Raw genomic sequence first — 17,929 nt, 5'->3', positions numbered from 1 at the left:
TCCGGGCACCCTCCGTCCCGTGAGGGAACTCCGGCACCCGGTCTCCTGTTCAGGCGGCGGGGTGCCGTGGGGCGGTGTGGTCGTCCGGCCGGTGCCCGTGGCCAGGGAGCACCGGCGGATGCGTTTCATCATCAATGGGCAATCGGTCGAGCGGGCGCTGGACGCGCGCACCTCGCTGCTCGATCTGCTGCGCGACCATCTCCACCTCACCGGAACCAAGAAGGGGTGCAACCAGGGCGCCTGCGGCGCCTGCACCGTCCTGGTCGAGGGCGAGCGGATCAACGCCTGCCTCGCGCTGGCCGTGCAGTACCAGGAGCGGCCGATCACCACGATCGAGGGGCTGGGCGAAGAGGTGGCGCTCCATCCGTTGCAGCGGGCCTTCATCGAGCATGACGGCTTCCAGTGCGGCTACTGCACCCCCGGCCAGATCTGCTCGGCGGTCGGCATGATGGCGGAGGCCGGGCGCGGCGTGCCGAGCGCCGTCACCGCAGATCTGGACGGAGACTCCGTCGATCTGACCCACGACGAACTGCGCGAGCGGATGAGCGGCAACCTGTGCCGCTGCGGCGCCCACAACGGCATCATCGAGGCGATCCAGGCGGCCATGGCACCCGCCCCGGCGCAAGCCGCTCCGGTGAAGGAGGACGCGCGATGAACCCGTTCGACTACGCCCGCGCCGCCGACCCGGCGGAGGCGGTCCGTCTTGCCGGCGCGCGTCCGAACACCAAGTTCCTCGGCGGCGGGACCAACCTCGTCGACCTGATGCGCGAGACGATCGAAACCCCGGACTCGCTGGTCGACGTCACCGGCCTGTCCCGGCGGATCGAGGTGCTGGCGGATGGCGGCATCCTGATCGGGGCGGCCGCGCGGAACACCGCCGTCGCCGCCGACCCCGCTGTGCGCAAACGCTTTCCAATGCTGGCCCGCGCCATTCTGGCCGGCGCCTCCGCTCAGATCCGCAACATGGCGACGGTCGGCGGGAACATCATGCAGCGCACGCGCTGCTGCTACTTCTACGACGACGCGGCGCGCTGCAACAAGCGTGTCCCCGGCGCCGGCTGCGACGCGGTCGGCGGCTTCAACCGCATGCACGCCATTCTCGGCGCGTCGCCGGCCTGCGTCGCCACCCACCCGTCCGACCTGTGCGTGGCGCTGGCGGCCCTCGACGCCGTCGTCCATGTCGAGGGCCCGACGGGCGGGCGGACCCTGCGCTTCATCGATTTCCACCGCCTGCCGGGCGACCGGCCCGACATCGAGACCGCGCTGGCCGCCGACGAGCTGATCACGGCGGTGGAACTGCCGCCGCTGTCCGCCGCCGCGCGCTCGACCTACCGCAAGGTGCGCGACCGGTCCAGCTACGCCTTCGCGCTCGTCTCGGTCGCGGCGGCGCTCGACGTCGCCGCCGACGGCACGGTCGGCACCGTCCGGCTGGCGCTGGGCGGCGTGGCGCACAAGCCCTGGCGGGCGGCGAAGGCCGAAGCCGCCCTGCACGGCGCTCCGGCGACCGAAGCCAGCTTCCGCGCGGCGGCCGAGGCCGAACTGATGGACGCCGTCGGGCTGCCCGGCAACGCCTTCAAGATCGAACTGGCCAAACGGACCATCGTCGCCACCCTCGCGGGCTTGGTCCGGGGAGAGCGGTCATGAGCCTCATTCGCGATGCCATCGACGCGGTCCGCCGTCTGGTGCCCGAGGCGCTGCCCGGAGCCTTGCCGTCCGAAGCGCCGCCCGATCCCCTGATCGACGCGCGCCGCGTGATCGGCACGCCGCTGTCGCGGGTCGACGGCCCGCTCAAGGTGGCCGGCAAGGCGCGCTTCGCCGCCGAGGTGCCGCTCGACGGCCTCGTGTACGCGGCGTTGCGCTACAGCGCCGTCGCGCGCGGCCGCATCGCCGTGCTGGACACCGCCGCGGCCGAGGCGGCGCCCGGCGTCCTGCTGGTGATGACCCACCGCAACGCGCCGCGACTCTCGCCGCCCCCGCTGATGATGGCCGACCCGCGCGGCGCGGCGGCCAGCAGCCTGCCGGTGATGCAGGACGCGACGATCCGCTGGAACGGCGAGCCGGTCGCCCTGGTGGTGGCGGCGACGCAGGAACAGGCGGAGCACGCCGCCTCGCTGATCCGCATCGATTACGAAGCCGAGGCGGCGGCCCTCTCCTTCGACGCGGCCAAGCCGCACGCCGCGCCGCCGGGCGACATCCTGGGCGAGCCGACGACCATCAAGGTCGGCGACGCCGAGGCGGCTGTCGCCGGGGCGGCCTTCCGCGTCGACCGGATCTACCGCACGCCGCGCCACAACCATTGCGCCATCGAGCCGCACGCCGTCACCGTCGCCTGGGAGGGGGACTCGCTCACCATCCACGACGCGACCCAGATGGTGCATCTGACCCGTTCAACGATGGCGGCGGTGTTCGGCATCGCCGAGGAGCAGGTCCGTGTCCTGTCGCCCTTTGTCGGCGGCGGCTTCGGCAACAAGGCGGTGTGGAACCACCATGTCCTCGCCGCGGCGGCGGCCCGGATGGTGAACCGTCCGGTCCGCCTGGCGCTGTCGCGCGAGGGCGTGTTCCGCGCCACCGGCGGCCGGACCTTGACCGAACAGCGCGTCGCGCTCGGCGCCAAGGCGGACGGCACGCTCGCCGGGCTGATCCACTCGGGCGTCACCGGCATCACCAGCCACAACCAGTGCCCGGAGCAGTTCAGCTTTCCGGCCCGCCACCTCTACGCCGCCGACTCCTTCCTGATCACCCAGTCGGCGGTCGAGTTGGACATGGTCGCCAACACCTTCATGCGGGCACCGGGTGAATCGATCGGAACCTTCGCGCTGGAATCGGCGATCGACGAGCTGGCGGAGACGATGGGGCTCGACCCGGTCGAGCTGCGCCGCCGGCTGGAACCGGAGCGGGACCCGACCTCCGGCCTCGCCTTCTCGTCGCGGCATCTGGTGGAGGCCTACCGGCGCGGCGCCGAACGCTTCGGCTGGGACCGGCGCAACCCGACCCCGCGCGCGCGGCGCGACGGCGACTGGCTGATCGGGCAGGGGGTGGCGACCGCCACCTACCCCTATTACCGGATGCCGGGCGGCGAGGCGCGCATCCGCCTGAGGGCGGACGGCCACGCCGTCGTCCAGATGGCGGCGCACGAGATGGGGATGGGGACGGCGACCGTCCAGGCGCAGCAGGCGGCCGAGCGGCTCGGCCTGCCGGTCGAGCGCGTCACCTTCGAGTATGGCGACAGCGCGCTGCCGCGCGGGACGCTGGCCGGCGGCTCGTCGCAGAGCGCCTCGATCGCCGCCGCCGTCGCCGCGGCCCAGGCGGTGCTGGTCGAACAGCTGCTCCGGCTGGCCGGCAACGATTCGCCGCTGGCCGGCCTGAAACCCGCCGAGGTGGAGGCCCGTGACGGCGGGCTCTGTTACCGCGACGACCCGCGGCGTTGCGAGAGCTACGCCTCGATCCTGCGGCGCGCCGGTCAAGACGAACTGGTGGCCGAGGCGGCGGCCCCGCCGCCGGCCGAGACGCAGGCCTATTCGATGCATTCCTACGGAGCGCAGTTCTGCGAGCTGCGGGTCAACGCCGTGACCGGCGAGACGCGGGTGACGCGCTGGGTCGGCTCCTTCAACACCGGCCGGATCCTCAATCCCAAGACGGCGGCCAGCCAGTTCCGCGGCGGCATCATCATGGGGCTCGGGCTGGCGCTCACCGAGGAGACGCTGTTCGACGAGCGGACCGGCCGCATCATGAATCCGTCGCTCGCCGACTATCATGTGCCGGTCCATCTCGACGTTCCGGAGATCGACGTGATCTGGAACGACATCCCGGATCCGCACAGCCCGCTGGGGCTGCATGGCATCGGCGAGATCGGCATCACCGGCGTCGGCGCCGCCGTGGCCAACGCCGTCCACAACGCGACCGGCATCCGCGTCCGCGAACTGCCGATCACCCTCGACAAACTGCTGTGACGCGGATGCCCTGACGTGGAGGGGGGCTACTTGACCAGGGGGCAGCCGCCCTTGTCGAGCGGGCGGTAGGCCTGGTTGCCCGGGATGGTGCTCAGCACCTTGGTGTAGTCCCACGGCCCCTTGGATTCGGCCGGGGACTTCACCTGCATCAGGTACATGTCGTGCACCATGCGGCCATCGGCGCGCAGCGTGCCGCCCTTGGCGAAGGCGTCGTTGACCGGCGTCTCGCGCATCTTCGCCATCACCGTCTTGGCCTCGTCGCTGCCGGTCGCCTCGATGGCCTTCAGGTAGTGGCGGACGGCCGAGTAGTTGCCGGTCTGGATCATGCTGGGCATCCGGCCGGTCCGCGCCGTGTAGGCCTTGGCGAAGGCCCGGCTGTCGTCGTCGCGCTCGGGATTCCAGCCGTCCATCAGCACCAGCCCCTGGGCGGCCGGCAGCCCCAGCGAATGGATGTCGGTCGGGAACATCAGCAGGCTCGCCAGGGTCTGGCCACCCTGGGGGATCCCGAACTCCTGCGCCTGCTTGATCGAGTTGGCGGTGTCGGCCCCGGCGTTGGCCAGCGCGATGACCTTGGCCTTCGACCCCTGCGCCTGGAGCAGGAAGGAGGAGAAGTCGGCGGTGTTCAGCGGATGCCGCACCGCTCCCACCACCGTGCCGGCGTTGGCCTTCAGCACCTCCGACACGTCCTTTTCCAGGGCGTGGCCGAAGGCGTAGTCGACGGTCATGAAGTACCAGGTGTCGCCCAGCTGCTTGACGCCCGCCGTCCCCATGCCCTGCGCGAGCGCGTAGGTGTCGTAGGTCCAATGCGCGGTGGTCGGCGAACAGGCGGTTCCGGTGAGTTGCGCGGCACCGCCGCCGGAGATCAGGAAGACGCGGTTCTTCTGCTTGGTGATCTCCTGCACCGCCAGCGCCACCGAGGAGGTCGGCACGTCGACGATCACGTCGACCTGCTCGGTGTCGATCCATTTGGTGACCAGCGCCGCGCCGATGTCGGGCTTGTTCTGGTGGTCGGCGAAGATGATCTCGACCGGCTTGCCAGCGACCTTGCCGCCCATCTCCTCCACCGCCATCCGCACCGCCTCGACCGAGCCCATGCCGGTGGGATCGGCGTAGGGGCCGGTCATGTCGTTCAGCACGGCGATCCTCACCTTGCCGTCGGAGATCTCGGCCTGTGCCGCTCCCGCCACCAGGGCCAGCGCGCTCACGCCAGCCGCCAGAATCCACCGCGTCATGCGCAATCCTCCCTTTGTTTTGTCGTTCGTTGCTGTCGTTCGCCGGCTTGTCGTTTATCGCTGTCCGGTCAGAACGCCACGTTGTCGCCGCCCTTGGTCTGGAGCATGGCGCGTGCCTCCTCCGGCGTCGCGATGTCCAGGCTCAGCTCCTCCAGGATGCGGCGGATCTTGGCGACCTGCTCGGCGCTCGACGTCGCCAGCCTGCCCTTGCCGGCGTAGAGGCTGTCCTCCAGCCCGACCCGGACGTTGCCGCCGAGGATCGCGCCCAGCGTCACGAAGGACATCTGGTGGCGGCCGGCCGCCAGCACCGACAGGTAGTAATCCTGGCCGAACAGCCGGTCGGCGGTCGCCTTCATGTGCATCAGGTTCTCCGGATCGGCGCCGATGCCGCCGAGGATGCCGAAGATGCACTGGGTGAAGAAGGGCGGCTTGACGATGCCCCGGTCGGCGAAATGCGCCAGAGTGTAGAGGTGGCCGACGTCGTAGCACTCGAACTCGAACCGCGTGCCGGCGTCGCCCAGTTCCCGCATCCCCCGCTCGATCTGGGCGAAGGTGTTGGACAGGATGAAGTCGGTCGTCGATTCCAGATAGGGCCTCTCCCAGTCGTGCTGGAACTGTCCGATCTTCGCGGCGGCGCCGGAAATGTTGAAGTTCATCGAGCCCATGTTCATCGAGGCGACCTCCGGCTGCGCCCATTTGGCCGCCGCCAGCCGCTCGTCCAGCGTCATGCCCAGCCCGCCGCCGGTGGTGATGTTCAGGATGGCGGCGCTCCGCTGCTTGATGCGCGGCAGGAATTGGGCGAACAGCTCCGGCGACGGGGACGGCTTGCCGGTGTCGGGATCGCGGGCGTGGAGATGGATCATGGCGGCGCCGGCTTCGGCCGCCGCCACCGCGTCCTGCACGATCTGGTCCGGGGTGATCGGCAGATGCGGCGACATCGTCGGCGTGTGGATGGAGCCGGTCACGGCGCAGGTGATGATGACCTTGTCGGCGCGCTTCATGGATGTTCCCTCCAGGCTTCCCGGCCGCTGTCCGTTGGGCGGCTTGTTCGCGGCGGGGCGTTTTCGCCGCCGGGACGGCCGGCCTGCTTGTCTACTTTGCGGGAATGCACGTTACTGAAAAGTAGGTTGCTGCACAAGGTGGCGTGACGGACAGTATGCCGAACGATCTGTTCGAGCTTGTGCGGATTGGGAGGGGCGGGCGAGGGACGCGCCGCCGTATCATGGCGCGTCTCCGCCTGTCTCCCGCCGGTCAGCGCGGCGTGCTGGCGGCCTCGCTCCAGCCCGGCGGCACGCCGTTCATGTCGGGCAGCCGGTGGGCGATGCCCTTGTGGCAGTCGATGCAGGTGCGCTGGCCGGTGAACAGATACTCCTGGTGGATGCGCGCCGCCCGCGCGCCCTGCTTGGTGATGTCCATCGAGTCGGCGGTGTGGCAGTTGCGGCATTCCAGCGAGTTGTTCGCCTTCAGCCGTGCCCACTCGTGCTCGGCAAGTTCGCGGCGCATGGCGACGAACTTGTCGCGGGTGTCGATGGTGCCGAAGATCTTGCCCCAGACCTCCTTCGAGGCCTGCATCTTGCGGGCGATCTTGTCGGTCCAGTTGTGCGGGACATGGCAGTCCGGGCAGGTCGCCCGCACGCCCGAGCGGTTGGTGAAGTGGATGGTCTGCTTCATCTCCTCGTACACGTTGTCGCGCATCTCGTGGCAGCTCGTGCAGAAGGCTTCGGTGTTGGTCACCTCCAGGGCGGTGTTGAAGCCGCCCCAGAACATGACCCCGGCGACGAAGCCGCCCAGCGTCAGGAAGCCGAGGCTGAGATAGCGGCTTGGGCTGGAGATGGTGCGCCAGACGTCCAGCAGGAGGGCCGTCAGCCGCCCCCTCATCGCCGGTCCCCCCCGTCGGACGGCCGGCTGAGCAAGGCGTCGATGTCCTTGAACCCGTTCGGCACGATCGGCTGCGCCACCGTCTGCGGCACATGGCACTGCATGCAGAAGTAGCGGCGCGGCGCGACGCCGCCCAGCGTCTGGCCCTCGCGGTCGACGTAGTGGGTGATGCTGATCATCGGCGCCTGCGACGCCTCGGTGAAGCGCCGGCTGTGGCAGGTCAGGCACTGGTTGTTGTTCAGCGTGATCTGGTAGTCGCGCACGTTGTGCGGGATCACCGGCGGCTGTTCGGGGTAGTTTCGGGCGACGCGGCGGTCATCGGTGACGTCGGCCGGGATCGGCGGCGCCGGGTTCTGGTCGACGAAGTTCACCGGCGGACGCCAGGGATCGTCCAGGCGCTTGGGCTGCGCGTCGAGGCCGCCGCTCTGCGCCGACAGCATGGCGGGGACGAGGAAGGGAAGCACGGCAAGCGCCGCGAGGTGGCTGGGACGCATGGCACATCTCCTCCCTCAGACCGCGACGACCTTGACGGCGCATTTCTTGAAATCGCTCTGCTTGCTGATCGGGTCGGTGGCGTCGAGCGTGCACTTGTTGATCAGGCGGGCCGAATCGAACCAGGGCACGAAGACCACGCCGCGCGGCGGCTTGTTGCGTCCGCGCGTCTCCACCCGCGTCCGCATTTCGCCGCGCCGCGACATCACCGTCACCTCCGACCCGCGCCGCAATCCGCGCTCGCGGGCGTCGTCGGGGTGCATGAAGACCATCGCCATCGGCATCGCCCGGTACAGCTCCGGCACCCGCATGGTCATCGAGCCGGAGTGCCAGTGTTCCAGCACGCGCCCCGTCACCAGCCACAGGTCGAACTCGCGGTCGGGCTCCTCGGCCGGCGGCTCGTAGGGGAAGGCGAAGAGGTTCGCCTTGCCGTCGGGGTTGCCGTAGAACTTCACGCCCTCGCCCGGCTTGACGAAGGGGTCGAGCCCCTCGCGGTAGCGCCAGCGCGTCTCCTTGCCGTCGACCACCGGCCAGCGCAGGCCGCGCACCTGGTGGTAGGTGTCGAACGGCGCCAGATCGTGGCCGTGGCCCCGGCCGAACCCGGCGTACTCCTCGAACAGCCCCTTCTGGACGTAGAAGCCGAAGGCCTTGGATTCGGCGTTGTCGTACTCCGGATCCATCTCCGACAGCGGGAAGCGGTCGACCTGCCCGTTGCGGAACAGCACGTCGAACAGCGTCTTGCCCCGGTAGTCCGGGTTGGCGTCCAGCGTCTCCTTCGGCCACACCTCGTCGGTGGTGAAGCGCTTGGAGAACTCCATGAGCTGCCAGAGGTCGGAGCGCGCCTCGCCCGGCGCGGTGACGAGCTGGTGCCAGAAATGGGTGCGGCGCTCGGCGTTGCCGTAGGCGCCCTCCTTCTCCACCCACATGGCGGCGGGCAGGATCAGGTCGGCGGCCGATGCCGTCACCGTCGGGTAGGCGTCGGAGACGACGATGAAATTCTCCGGGTTGCGGTAGCCGGGGTAGGTCTCGTTGCCGCTGTTGGGCGCGGCCTGGAGGTTGTTGTTGACCATCACCCAATAGGCGTTGAGCTTCCCGTCCTTCAGCATGCGGTCCTGCTGGACGGCGTGGTAGCCGACCTTGGCGGGCAGCAGGTCCTTGGGCAGCTTCCACGCCGTCTCCGTGTGGGCGCGGTGGGTCGGGTTGGCGACCTGCATGTCGGCGGGCAGCCGGTGCGAGAAGGTGCCGACCTCGCGCGCCGTGCCGCAGGCGGACGGCTGGCCGGTCAGCGAGAAGGGGCTGTTGCCCGGCTCGGAGATTTTTCCGGTCAGCAGGTGGATGTTGTAGACCATGTGGTTGACCCACACGCCGCGCACATGCTGGTTGAAGCCCATGGTCCACAGCGACATGACCTTGGTCTTCGGGTCGGCGTAGAGCTCGGCCAGGGCGAGCAGCCGCTCCTTCGGCACCTTGGTCAGCTCGGCCGTGTAGTCGAGCGTGTAGGTGCTGACGAACCTGGCGAAGGCGTCGAAGTCGATCGGCTTGGAATCGGTCGGGTCCTTCGCGTTGGCGGCGCGCACCTCCAGCACGTTCTCCGGGCGCAGGCCGTAGCCGATGTCCTTCTGGCCGAGCCGGAAGTTGCAGTGCCTGTCGATGAAGTCGCGGTTGACCCGGTTGGTCTGGATGATGTGGTTGGCGATGTAGTTCAGGATCGCCAGATCGGTTCCCGGCTGGAAGATCATCGGGATGTCGGCCAGCTCGAAGCTGCGGTGCTCGAAGGTGGAGAGCACCGCGACCTTGACGTGCTTGTGGGCCAGCCGGCGGTCGGTGATGCGCGTCCACAGGATCGGGTGCATCTCCGCCATGTTGGAGCCCCACAGCACGAAGGCGTCGGCCTGCTCGAAATCGTCGTAGCAGCCCATCGGCTCGTCCATGCCGAAGGTGCGGATGAAGGCGATGGCGGCCGACGCCATGCAGTGGCGGGCGTTGGGGTCGAGGTTGTTGGTGCGGAAGCCGGCGCGCATCAGCTTCGACGCCGCGTAGCCTTCCCAGATCGTCCATTGGCCGGAGCCGAACATGCCGACCGCGTCGGGGCCCTTCTCCTTCAGCACGCGCTTCCACTGCGCCGCCATCTCGTCGAAGGCGCGATCCCAGGAGACCGGCTGGAACTCCCCCTCCTTGTGGTACTTGCCGTCGCGCATGCGCAGCAGCGGCTGGGTCAGCCGGTCCTGGCCGTACATGATCTTGGAGAGGAAATAGCCCTTCACGCAGTTCAGGCCGCGGTTGACCTCCGCCTGCATGTCGCCGTGGGTGGCGACGACGCGGTTGTCCTTGGTCGCCACCATCACGCCGCAGCCGGTGCCGCAGAAGCGGCAGGGCGCCTTGGACCATTTCAGCGAGGAATCCTCGCCGGCCACCATCGAGGTCTGGGCCATGGCCGGCAGGCCGATGCCGCCGGCCGCGGCCGCGGCGGCCACCGCCTGGGCCTTGATGAAATCCCGACGGTCCATCATTGGCGTTTCCCCTCTTTCTGCGTGTTTGGATTGCGTTTCGTTTCGCTCAGGCACCGGCCGTGCCGGCCTCCTCCACTTCGGGTGATGAGGGTTCGAGGTGATGGAAGACGAGGACGGCCGACATCACCCCGTCCATCAGGTGCATGGCGGTCATCCGGTCGGCGATCCAGCCCTCGTGCGGGCCTTCGGCGGTGACCACCATCTTGCCTTGCTGTTCGATGTGGATTTCGACGCCCGGCATGGCCGACAGCGCGGCGCGCACCGCTTCCGACCGCTCCGGCCGGACATGCAGCAGGAGGGAGGCGAGGTGGCGTTCCCCGTCCGTCGGCGCGGAATCCGGCGCGGGATCATGGCGCATGCGGTCCTCCCGATGGGATGGTCGGTGCTGGCTGGGCGTGCAGGGTGACGGCGCCGGCCGGGCAGGAGGCGACGCAGGCGCCGCAGCCGGTGCAGGCGTCGCCGTCGATGCGGGCGTGGGCGGCGCCGCCGGGGGCCGGGGCGAAGCGGATGGCCGATTCCGGGCAGGCGTCCTGACAGCTCCGGCAGACGACGCGCCGTGCGGCCAGGCATCGGTCGGTCACCCCGACGGCGAGCGCCCAGGGCCGGGCGGCGCGGTCGAAGATCGGTTCCGGGCAGGCCTCGGCGCAGGCGCCGCAGAAGCTGCACTCGCCGAGCGAGAAGTCGGCTTCGGGAAAGCCGCCGTCGCCCGGCCGCAGGATGGCCTCCGGGCAGGCGTCCACGCAGGCATCGCAGCGGCTGCACAGGGAGGTGAAGAACTCGCTCATTGACCAGGGCGGGCGGATCGGGCGGGGGGGGTGCCGCCGCCCCGTGAGAAAGCCTCGTCGTCCTAAGTCGGTCGCGTCGCCGTCCATGACGCGCTCCTCAAACCGGCGGGGGACCGGGCGGTCCGAGGATCAGCTGCGACATCCAGACCAGGAAGCCGTAGCCGCCCACCACGGCGACCGACAGCACCGGCCAGATCAGCACGGCGAGCACCAGGAACATGGCGATCTCCCGCCGTTTGGTGCGCGGATCGGGCGGCAGGGCGCCGCCGGGGGACAATCGGGAAACGGTGGAGAAACCGTTGCTTGGTCGGGTCTGGCTCATCCGGTTGCAGCCTTCTGCTCGTTTTTCCGGCATCGCTCCAACCAAGAATTGTCCCAAGCGTTTCGTGAGGGAAAGCGCTCCAGACGGGGTAGCCCTTTCCTTCCGGTCCCGGCTCCTTTCAGGCGGCGATGGATTCGGCCAGCCGGCCCCGGTAGAGCGCGGCCAGCAGGTCGGTCTGGGTGACGATGCCGACCAGCACCCCTTCCGCGTCCACCACCGGCATGTGGTGCAGCCCGCCGTCGGACATCAGCGGGATCAACGTCGACACCGGCGTGGCGGTCGACACCGAGGGAACGGCGGCCGTCATGACGGCGGCGGCACGCTTCGCCCCTCCGGCTCGCGGCCCATCCCCCATCAGCCTGTTCCCCATCGCCTGGGCCGTCAGGTCGGCCTGGGTGACGATGCCGACGACCCGGCGCGCCGCGTCGACCACCGGGACGGCGGTCAGCCGGTGCCGGCGCATCAGGTCCCACACCTGCCGCAGGCTGGTGTCGGGGGTGACGGCGACGACGTCGCGGGACATCAGGTCGGCGCAGGCGATCTCCCCGAAGCGCCGTTGCAGGCTGTGCAGCTCGGCCTCACGGAACAGTGTGTCGAGGTCGTCGCGGCTGATGTCGAAGAACTCGTTGTGCTGCCGCAGCACCGCGTCGAGATCCTCCGGGGTGAAACCCAGCCGGTCGCCCGGCGGCGGGTCGGCGGTGGCGTGGATGGGCGCGTGCTGCACCGGCAGCGGGTGCGGGTAGCGGCGCCGGGTGACGTTGTTGAAGGCGAGGGCGAGGATCAGCAGGATCAGCGCGTTCAGCCCGACCGGCAGCAGGGCGAAGCGGTAGCCCTCGGCCTGGATCGCCGGGCCGCCGAGCACCGCGGTGAGCGCCACCGCCCCGCCCGGCGGGTGCAGGCAGCGCAGGGCCGACATCGCCCCGATGGCGCCGCACACCGCCAGCGCCGCCGTCCCGGCCATGTCCACGCCCATGTCCGGACCGAGCCAGCGGGCGCAGGCGACGCCGACCAGCGCCGAGACGGCGTTGCCGCCCAGCACCGACCAGGGCTGGGCCAGCGGGCTGGCGGGGGCGGCGAAGAGCAGGACGGCCGACGCCCCCATCGGAGCGATCAGCAGCGGCAGATCGTCCACCGGCCCGACCATCGTCCGGCAGACGAGGCCGGTCGCCAGGATGCCGAGGAACGAGCCGCAGCAGGCGCGCGTCCGCTCCACCCAATCCACGCCCGGCGGGGCGGGAACGAAGCTCCGGCACCAGCGGCCGAAGCGCTGCGCGAGCGAGGCCATGGCGGCGGGCCCGCGACGATTATTGCGACTGGCTTTTCAGGAAGGCGACGAGGTCGGCGCGCTGGGTGTCGTTCTTGATGCCGGCGAAGGCCATCTTGTTGCCGGGAAGCGAGCCCTTGGGATCCTTCAGGTAGCCGTCGAGCCGCGCCTCATCCCAGGCGAAGCCGCCGTCCTTCAGCGCGGGGGAGTAGTTGAAGCCCGCCGCAGAGCCGACCGGGCGGCCGACGACGCCGTGCAGGTTGGGGCCGACCCGGTTGGGGCCGCCGGCCTCGATGGTGTGGCAGGCCTTGCAGGCGTTGAAGACCTTCTGGCCGGCCTCGGCATCGCCGTCGGCCCGCGCGATCCCCGTCGCGGCAGTGGAAACAACGCAGGCAAGCAGAAGCACGCGCAATGACGTCACGTCAGCGATCCTTGTTCTTGGCGGTTGGCGAGCCACGCCGGGGCCGTGCGCCACCCTGTCCGGGCGACCGCCGCCGGGCGGGCCCACGGACCTTACGGATGTGCCGCGGCGCGAAAAAGCGAAACTATTCGATGGATGCCATCGGCGATTCCGAAGGATGCCGGCGGCGTTGCCGCCTGATCGCGGCGCCTGGTTGTTTTTTGGGCTCCGGGTCGTACGCAATTGCCTCCGGATGCCCTGCTCCCCATGATAAGCGGCACGATGACCGTAAATCTGACGAACTGCGATCGCGAGCCGATCCATATTCCAGGCAGTATTCAACCGCACGGTTGCCTTCTGGCCTGCGACACCGCCGCGGTGGTCGTTCTCCGTCATTCCGGAAACGCTGCGGACATGATCGGGGTCGATGGCGATCTCAACGGCCGGCCTCTGGAGGCGGTCGTCGGCGCGGAGGCCGCCCACACCATCCGCAACACCCTGGCCCGCACCCGCGAGGCGGCACGGCCGGCGATGGCGTTCGGCGTCGTCCTGGCCTCCGGGGTCGTGGGCGATGTCTCGGTCCACCGCTTCAAGGGCAACGCGATCGTCGAGTTCGAGCCGGCCTCCTCCAGCGTCGGCGAACCGCTCGAACTTGCGCGGGCGGTGATCGCCCACATCGGCGGCATCGAGCAGGACGATCGGCTGCACCGCGACGCCGCGCGCCATCTCCGGGCGATGCTCGGCTATGACCGGGTCATGATCTACCAGCTCGGCGCCGACGGGGCCGGACAGGTGATCGCCGAGGCGAAGAGGGCCGGGCTGGAAAGCTTCCTCGGGCAGTATTTCCCGGGCAGCGACATCCCGCAGCAGGCACGCGCGCTCTATCTCCGCAACCCGATCCGGATCATTTCGGACGCTCATGCCCAGCCCATCCCCCTGGTGCCGGTGCTGGACGAGTCGGGCGAACCGCTCGACCTGTCCTCCGCCCATCTGCGCAGCGTCTCGCCGATCCATTGCGAGTATCTGCGCAACATGGGGGTCTGCGCGTCGATGTCGATCTCGATCATCGTCGACGGCGCGCTGTGGGGCCTCATCGCCTGCCATCATTACAGTCCCCGCGCGCTGTCGATGGCGCAGCGGCTGACGGCGGAGGTGTTCGGCGAATTCTTCTCGCTCCACATCCAGGCGCTTCGCCACAAGAACACCCTGCAAGCGGCGACGCGCGCGCGCGGCGCCCTCGACCTCCTGCTGCTGAACGCCAACCACGCTGGGGACATCGACGGATTCCTGCGGGCCCACCTGTCCGACTTCGCGTCGCTGATTCCGTGCGACGGCATTGCCATGCATCTTCATGGCCGGCTGTCGGTCCAGGGCGCCGTCCCGCCGGCGCACGCGATGCCCGGCCTCGTCCGCTTCGCCGAGAGCGTCGCCGATGGAGGGGTCTGGGCGTCGGGCAAGCTGTCGAACGCGTTCGCGGCGGCGGCGGACTACGCGTCCGACGTGGCGGGCGTGCTGGTGGTGCCGATGTCGCAGCGGCCGCGCGACTTCCTGCTCTTCTTCCGCAAGGAGGTGGTGGAAACCCTCCAATGGGCCGGCAACCCGGAAAAGACCTACGAGGCCGGGCCGCTCGGCGACCGTCTGACTCCGCGCAAGAGCTTCGCGATCTGGAAGGAGATGGTCCACCGCCAGTCGAGGCATTGGAGCGACGAGGACCGCCAGTTCGCCGAGGCCATCCGCGTCGCCATCGCCGAGGTCGTCCTCCATCACAGCGAACTGATCGCCGACGAGCGGGCCAAGGCCGAGGTCCGCCAGCGGATGCTCAACGAGGAGCTGAACCACCGGGTCAAGAACATCCTCGCCCTGATCGGCGCGCTGGTGGCGCATCCGGTGGCGGAGGCCCAGACCCTGCAAGGCTACATCGCCACGCTGCGTGGCCGCATCCAGGCTCTTTCGATGGCGCATGACCAGATCGTGCGTGGGGACGGGGGCGGTCGCCTCGCCGGTCTTCTCGACGCCGAACTGTCGCCTTACCGGATGGGCGGCGTCACGATCGCGCTCGACGGTCCGGCGGTCGGCCTGGACGCCCGCGCCTATTCGGTCCTCGCCCTGGTTCTTCACGAACTGGCGACGAACGCCGCGAAATACGGCGCGCTGTCCCGCAGCGGCGGGCGGCTGGCGGTCCGGTGGTCGGTCGATGCCGGGGGCGGGTGCGAGATCCGGTGGGAGGAAAGCGGCGGTCCGGCGGTGACCCCGCCGAGCCGGACGGGCTTCGGAACGGTCCTGATCGACCGCAGCGTTCCCTTCGACCTCGGCGGCACGAGCGACATCGAGTACCACCCCGACGGGGTCAGGGCGCTGTTCCGCATTCCAGCCCGCTTCATCACGCTGCACGACGGCGAGGCGGCCGGACAGCCCGAGCCCGCTCCGGGGCAGGCGGAGGAGGACGGCGCCGACCTCGGAGGGCTGCGGGTTCTGATCGTCGAGGACCAGCTCGTCATCGCCGTCGGGCTGGAGCAGATGCTTGCCGACGCACGGATCCTCAGCGTCGTGACAGCCGCTTCGGTGGCCGAGGCGCTGCTTCAGATCAATGCGCAGGTGCCCGACGTGGCGATTCTCGACGTCAATCTCGGAAGCGGGACCTCCATCGCCGTCGCGGAGGAGCTTCGGCGCCAGGGCATCCCGTTCCTGTTCGCCACCGGCTATGGCGACAGCTCGCACATTCCCGCGACGTTCAAGAGCGTTCCGATCGTCCGCAAACCCTACGAGGCCGCCTCGATCATCGAGAGCCTGCGGCGGATCACCCTGTCCATTCGCTAGAGGGCGGCGTGTCGGCGCGAGAGCGCCTGTGGCCGCGCGACCAGCACCGTCGCGTTGTCCTGGTGCGGGACGCCCTTGCCCTCCAGCGCGGCGACAAGCGCCGCGGCCAGCTCCTCGGCGGCTGCGCCGTTCCACGCCGCGATGACCCGGTGCAGCTCGTCGTCGCCGAGGGTGTTGAGGCCGTCGCTGGCGAGGATGAGGGTGTCGCCCGGCTGGAGGGCGATCGGCCGCTGGACCAGATCGACCAGGGGAATCTCCTGTCCGGTGAGCGCGGAGCACAGCGCGCGGCGTTTCGGATGGGTCCGGACGATGGTCGCCGCGGCCGCGCCCTCCTCCACGGCCTGCCGCAGGAAGGGGCTCATCGAATGATCGGCGTTCAGCTTGTTCAGGGCGCCGTTGCGGTGCAGGTAGAGGTGGGAATCCCCGACGCTGACCCAGGACAGCGATTGTTCCTCCACGCAGGCCCCGACCAGCGTGGTCCCCATGCCGCGCAGCTCCGGCTTGGCCGTGATCGCGGAGGCCAGCCGGTCGTTGGCCATGTGGAGCGCCGCCTTCAGGCGGACGGGAACCGGCTCCGAACCGGCCTGGAACGCCGCGTCGAAGGCATCGGCGGCCATGCGGCTGGCCAGCGCGCCGTGCGCGTGTCCGCCGATGCCGTCGGCGACGATGGCCAGCAGCCGGCCGCCCGCGCCCGTCGAACACTCCGGAAGAGGGCGGAGAACATACGAGTCTTCCTGGTTGGAACGTGCGCCCACGATGCTGCGGCAGCCGAAGTCGATTCCCATTCCCACGTCGCTCTTCTCTCTTTTGCAGAGGATTGTTTATTGAGTTGCCCGCGTCATCCCGGCTTCTTGAGGCCGCCGTGCAGCATGGAGTTCGGGCAGACCCGGTTGCGCCCCTGCTTCTTGGCCGTGTAGAGCCGGGAATCGGCGAGCGCGATCAACTGCTGCTTGTCCCGATCGACCTCGTAGGCGCTCGCCACGCCGATGGACACGGTCAGCGGCAGCGTCACGTCGCCGGACTGGAGGGGCTTGCTCTCGACCATCGTCCGGATGCGTTCGGCGACCTGGAGCGTTTCCTCGAGCGTCACGCCGTTGACCACCATCATGAATTCCTCGCCGCCGTAGCGGCCGACCAGATCGTTCGGCCGGCTTCCCGAGGCGATCAGGGTGGCGACATATTGCAGGGCGAGATCGCCCAGCAGATGGCCGAAGGTGTCGTTCACCAGCTTGAAACGGTCGACGTCGATCATCAGCAGCGACAGCAGGCCGCTGCGGTTCTCGTTCAGCCGGCTGTCGAGCTCGTCGAGCAGCAGTTGCCGGTTGGCCAGCCCGGTCAGGGTGTCGCACAGGGCCGCCTGGTGAAGCTTCTTCAGATACTGGCCTTCCGCCTCGGTGATGTAGGTGAAGCGGAAGACGGCGTTCTTGCCGAAATGGATGACGTCGTCGGCCTGGAGCAGGCAGCGCCGGACACGCTCCGTGTTGACCACGGTGCCGTTGCTGGAATTCATGTCGACCAGCTCGGCGCCGTCCGCGCCCAGGCGGATCAGCGCGTGGATCCGGCTCGTCGCCGAATTTGTGACCCGGATGTCGCAACGTTCGCCGCGGCCGATCACCGTCTCGCTCTTTTCGAGCGGGTAGAGCCGCCCGGCCTCGTTGCCCGACGCCGCGATCAGAACGGGCACCCCCTTGTCCCCGAGCACGGGTTGGGGGGTGTCCCACTCCACGGTTTGCGTGACCTCGCCATCAATGTCCTTGAAAGGGTCCGACAAGGCACGCCCTCTGCGATGGCTTGAGTGTAAGGGTGCTCCGCCTCGCGATGCCCTGACGCCGCCCGCGGAAGCAGTTGCAGATTATCGGGATCCCAAAGCGGTGTGACAGCATAAAATCAAATGGAAACAATTTTGGATTGATGAAATCTGGCAACGAAATGAAACTGGAAAACGCTAGGAATCGTTGCAACGTGCCTCTTTCGATCACAGACGGCTTCCGCTACCATCGCGCCGGTTCCGCCATAACGGCTACGAGCATTGGGGGGGGAGTTCATGAGCGACAACGCATATGAGCATGGCATCGCGATCGGCTGGGGCGACAAGGTGTATTTCGTCGCCGAGGCGGATTGGCAGAAGAACGAGGTTCCCGACGAGCTGAAGGCCGACGTGATGCAGCTTCTGAAGAGCGGCTCCATCCTGGCCTCGATCCCGCAGAGCGGCACCGGCATCGGCGCCGCCTGCTACCTGATCGATCTGAACTCCATTCGTTCCGACGAATAGTCCAGTG

17 protein-coding genes are annotated in these 17,929 nt (G+C 69.1%); 5 read left to right on the top strand and 12 right to left on the bottom strand.

Annotated elements, in window-relative coordinates; all coding sequences use genetic code 11:
* Positions 1-118 precede the first annotated feature (118 nt).
* The 3 genes from J2847_RS22670 to J2847_RS22660 are packed head-to-tail and all read left to right on the top strand — an operon-like array spanning position 119 to position 3,950.
* Positions 119-655, top strand: coding sequence for a 2Fe-2S iron-sulfur cluster-binding protein (locus J2847_RS22670; protein WP_209781092.1), 537 nt, complete (start codon positions 119-121; stop codon positions 653-655).
* A complete protein-coding gene (locus J2847_RS22665; protein WP_209781091.1) occupies positions 652-1,644 on the top strand; it encodes an FAD binding domain-containing protein in 993 nt (330 codons plus the stop codon). The genes J2847_RS22670 and J2847_RS22665 overlap by 4 nt, the downstream gene beginning before the upstream one ends.
* The gene (locus J2847_RS22660; RefSeq protein WP_209781090.1) at positions 1,641-3,950 is read left to right on the top strand and encodes a xanthine dehydrogenase family protein molybdopterin-binding subunit; all 2,310 of its coding nucleotides are present in this window, start codon (positions 1,641-1,643) and stop codon (positions 3,948-3,950) included. The genes J2847_RS22665 and J2847_RS22660 overlap by 4 nt, the downstream gene beginning before the upstream one ends.
* A gap of 26 nt (positions 3,951-3,976) precedes the next feature.
* On the opposite strand, the gene J2847_RS22655 is transcribed toward J2847_RS22660, so the two are convergent.
* The 10 genes from J2847_RS22655 to J2847_RS34285 form a co-directional block, all read right to left on the bottom strand.
* Positions 3,977-5,182, bottom strand: coding sequence for an ABC transporter substrate-binding protein (locus J2847_RS22655; RefSeq protein WP_209781089.1), 1,206 nt, complete (start codon positions 5,180-5,182; stop codon positions 3,977-3,979).
* Positions 5,183-5,250: 68 nt separating this feature from the next.
* Positions 5,251-6,183 (bottom strand): beta-keto acid cleavage family enzyme, encoded by a 933-nt coding sequence (locus J2847_RS22650; RefSeq protein ID WP_209781088.1) that lies wholly within the window; start codon positions 6,181-6,183, stop codon positions 5,251-5,253.
* Positions 6,184-6,433: 250 nt separating this feature from the next.
* Entirely contained in the window at positions 6,434-7,060 is a 627-nt protein-coding gene (locus J2847_RS22645; RefSeq protein ID WP_209781087.1) for a NapC/NirT family cytochrome c, read from the bottom strand.
* Positions 7,057-7,554: a nitrate reductase cytochrome c-type subunit gene (locus J2847_RS22640; RefSeq protein WP_209781086.1), complete on the bottom strand. Its 498-nt coding sequence runs from the start codon at positions 7,552-7,554 to the stop codon at positions 7,057-7,059. Before J2847_RS22640 ends, J2847_RS22645 begins: the two co-directional genes overlap by 4 nt.
* A 15-nt stretch (positions 7,555-7,569) precedes the next feature.
* Positions 7,570-10,062, bottom strand: a complete 2,493-nt coding sequence (gene napA, locus J2847_RS22635) for a periplasmic nitrate reductase subunit alpha (RefSeq protein WP_209781085.1) — start codon at positions 10,060-10,062, stop codon at positions 7,570-7,572.
* 46 nt (positions 10,063-10,108) lie between these two features.
* Complete coding sequence (locus tag J2847_RS22630) at positions 10,109-10,420, bottom strand: chaperone NapD (protein ID WP_209781084.1); 312 nt, start codon at positions 10,418-10,420, stop codon at positions 10,109-10,111.
* Positions 10,410-10,934, bottom strand: a complete 525-nt coding sequence (gene napF, locus J2847_RS22625; RefSeq protein WP_209781083.1) for a ferredoxin-type protein NapF — start codon at positions 10,932-10,934, stop codon at positions 10,410-10,412. The genes J2847_RS22630 and napF overlap by 11 nt, the downstream gene beginning before the upstream one ends.
* A 10-nt stretch (positions 10,935-10,944) precedes the next feature.
* Positions 10,945-11,169: a periplasmic nitrate reductase, NapE protein gene (napE, locus tag J2847_RS22620; protein ID WP_209781082.1), complete on the bottom strand. Its 225-nt coding sequence runs from the start codon at positions 11,167-11,169 to the stop codon at positions 10,945-10,947.
* Positions 11,170-11,287: 118 nt separating this feature from the next.
* Positions 11,288-12,454, bottom strand: a complete 1,167-nt coding sequence (locus J2847_RS22615; RefSeq protein ID WP_209781081.1) for an HPP family protein — start codon at positions 12,452-12,454, stop codon at positions 11,288-11,290.
* A 19-nt stretch (positions 12,455-12,473) separates the two neighbouring features.
* The gene (locus J2847_RS34285; protein WP_223678024.1) at positions 12,474-12,854 is read right to left on the bottom strand and encodes a c-type cytochrome; all 381 of its coding nucleotides are present in this window, start codon (positions 12,852-12,854) and stop codon (positions 12,474-12,476) included.
* Between the two features lie 246 nt (positions 12,855-13,100).
* Between J2847_RS34285 and J2847_RS22605 the strand changes: the two genes are divergently transcribed.
* Positions 13,101-15,650: an HWE histidine kinase domain-containing protein gene (locus J2847_RS22605; RefSeq protein WP_325169465.1), complete on the top strand. Its 2,550-nt coding sequence runs from the start codon at positions 13,101-13,103 to the stop codon at positions 15,648-15,650.
* Here the strand turns inward: J2847_RS22605 and J2847_RS22600 are convergent.
* Positions 15,647-16,435 carry a PP2C family protein-serine/threonine phosphatase gene (locus tag J2847_RS22600; RefSeq protein ID WP_209781078.1) on the bottom strand — a complete coding sequence of 263 codons (789 nt, stop codon included), beginning with the start codon at positions 16,433-16,435 and terminating at the stop codon, positions 15,647-15,649. The genes J2847_RS22605 and J2847_RS22600 overlap by 4 nt on opposite strands.
* A gap of 53 nt (positions 16,436-16,488) precedes the next feature.
* The gene (locus J2847_RS22595) at positions 16,489-17,334 is read right to left on the bottom strand and encodes a GGDEF domain-containing protein (protein WP_209781077.1); all 846 of its coding nucleotides are present in this window, start codon (positions 17,332-17,334) and stop codon (positions 16,489-16,491) included.
* 360 nt (positions 17,335-17,694) lie between these two features.
* Here J2847_RS22595 and J2847_RS22590 point away from each other — a divergent pair, with 360 nt between their 5' ends.
* Complete coding sequence (locus J2847_RS22590) at positions 17,695-17,922, top strand: hypothetical protein (RefSeq protein WP_085558098.1); 228 nt, start codon at positions 17,695-17,697, stop codon at positions 17,920-17,922.
* Positions 17,923-17,929: the final 7 nt, after the last annotated feature.

The sequence above is a fragment of the Azospirillum agricola genome (genome assembly GCF_017876095.1).
GTDB classification, from domain to species: Bacteria; Pseudomonadota; Alphaproteobacteria; order Azospirillales; family Azospirillaceae; genus Azospirillum; species Azospirillum agricola.
The sequence above is the reverse complement of the archived record's forward strand: the minus strand, read 5'-3'. Positions and strand labels throughout refer to the sequence as shown.

What these genes read in the sequence shown, in the direction of transcription:
- J2847_RS22640 (WP_209781086.1), bottom strand. Translation starts at nt 7,554, where the DNA reads ATGCGTCCCAGCCACCTCGCGGCGCTTGCCGTGCTTCCCTTCCTCGTC.
- J2847_RS22655 (WP_209781089.1), bottom strand. Translation starts at nt 5,182, where the DNA reads ATGACGCGGTGGATTCTGGCGGCTGGCGTGAGCGCGCTGGCCCTGGTG.
- J2847_RS22605 (WP_325169465.1), top strand. Translation starts at nt 13,101, where the DNA reads ATGATAAGCGGCACGATGACCGTAAATCTGACGAACTGCGATCGCGAG.
- J2847_RS22645 (WP_209781087.1), bottom strand. Translation starts at nt 7,060, where the DNA reads ATGAGGGGGCGGCTGACGGCCCTCCTGCTGGACGTCTGGCGCACCATC.
- J2847_RS22660 (WP_209781090.1), top strand. Translation starts at nt 1,641, where the DNA reads ATGAGCCTCATTCGCGATGCCATCGACGCGGTCCGCCGTCTGGTGCCC.
- J2847_RS22590 (WP_085558098.1), top strand. Translation starts at nt 17,695, where the DNA reads ATGAGCGACAACGCATATGAGCATGGCATCGCGATCGGCTGGGGCGAC.
- J2847_RS22600 (WP_209781078.1), bottom strand. Translation starts at nt 16,435, where the DNA reads ATGGGAATCGACTTCGGCTGCCGCAGCATCGTGGGCGCACGTTCCAAC.
- J2847_RS22630 (WP_209781084.1), bottom strand. Translation starts at nt 10,420, where the DNA reads ATGCGCCATGATCCCGCGCCGGATTCCGCGCCGACGGACGGGGAACGC.
- napF (WP_209781083.1), bottom strand. Translation starts at nt 10,934, where the DNA reads ATGGACGGCGACGCGACCGACTTAGGACGACGAGGCTTTCTCACGGGG.
- J2847_RS22670 (WP_209781092.1), top strand. Translation starts at nt 119, where the DNA reads ATGCGTTTCATCATCAATGGGCAATCGGTCGAGCGGGCGCTGGACGCG.
- napA (WP_209781085.1), bottom strand. Translation starts at nt 10,062, where the DNA reads ATGATGGACCGTCGGGATTTCATCAAGGCCCAGGCGGTGGCCGCCGCG.
- J2847_RS22665 (WP_209781091.1), top strand. Translation starts at nt 652, where the DNA reads ATGAACCCGTTCGACTACGCCCGCGCCGCCGACCCGGCGGAGGCGGTC.
- napE (WP_209781082.1), bottom strand. Translation starts at nt 11,169, where the DNA reads ATGAGCCAGACCCGACCAAGCAACGGTTTCTCCACCGTTTCCCGATTG.
- J2847_RS22650 (WP_209781088.1), bottom strand. Translation starts at nt 6,183, where the DNA reads ATGAAGCGCGCCGACAAGGTCATCATCACCTGCGCCGTGACCGGCTCC.
- J2847_RS22615 (WP_209781081.1), bottom strand. Translation starts at nt 12,454, where the DNA reads ATGGCCTCGCTCGCGCAGCGCTTCGGCCGCTGGTGCCGGAGCTTCGTT.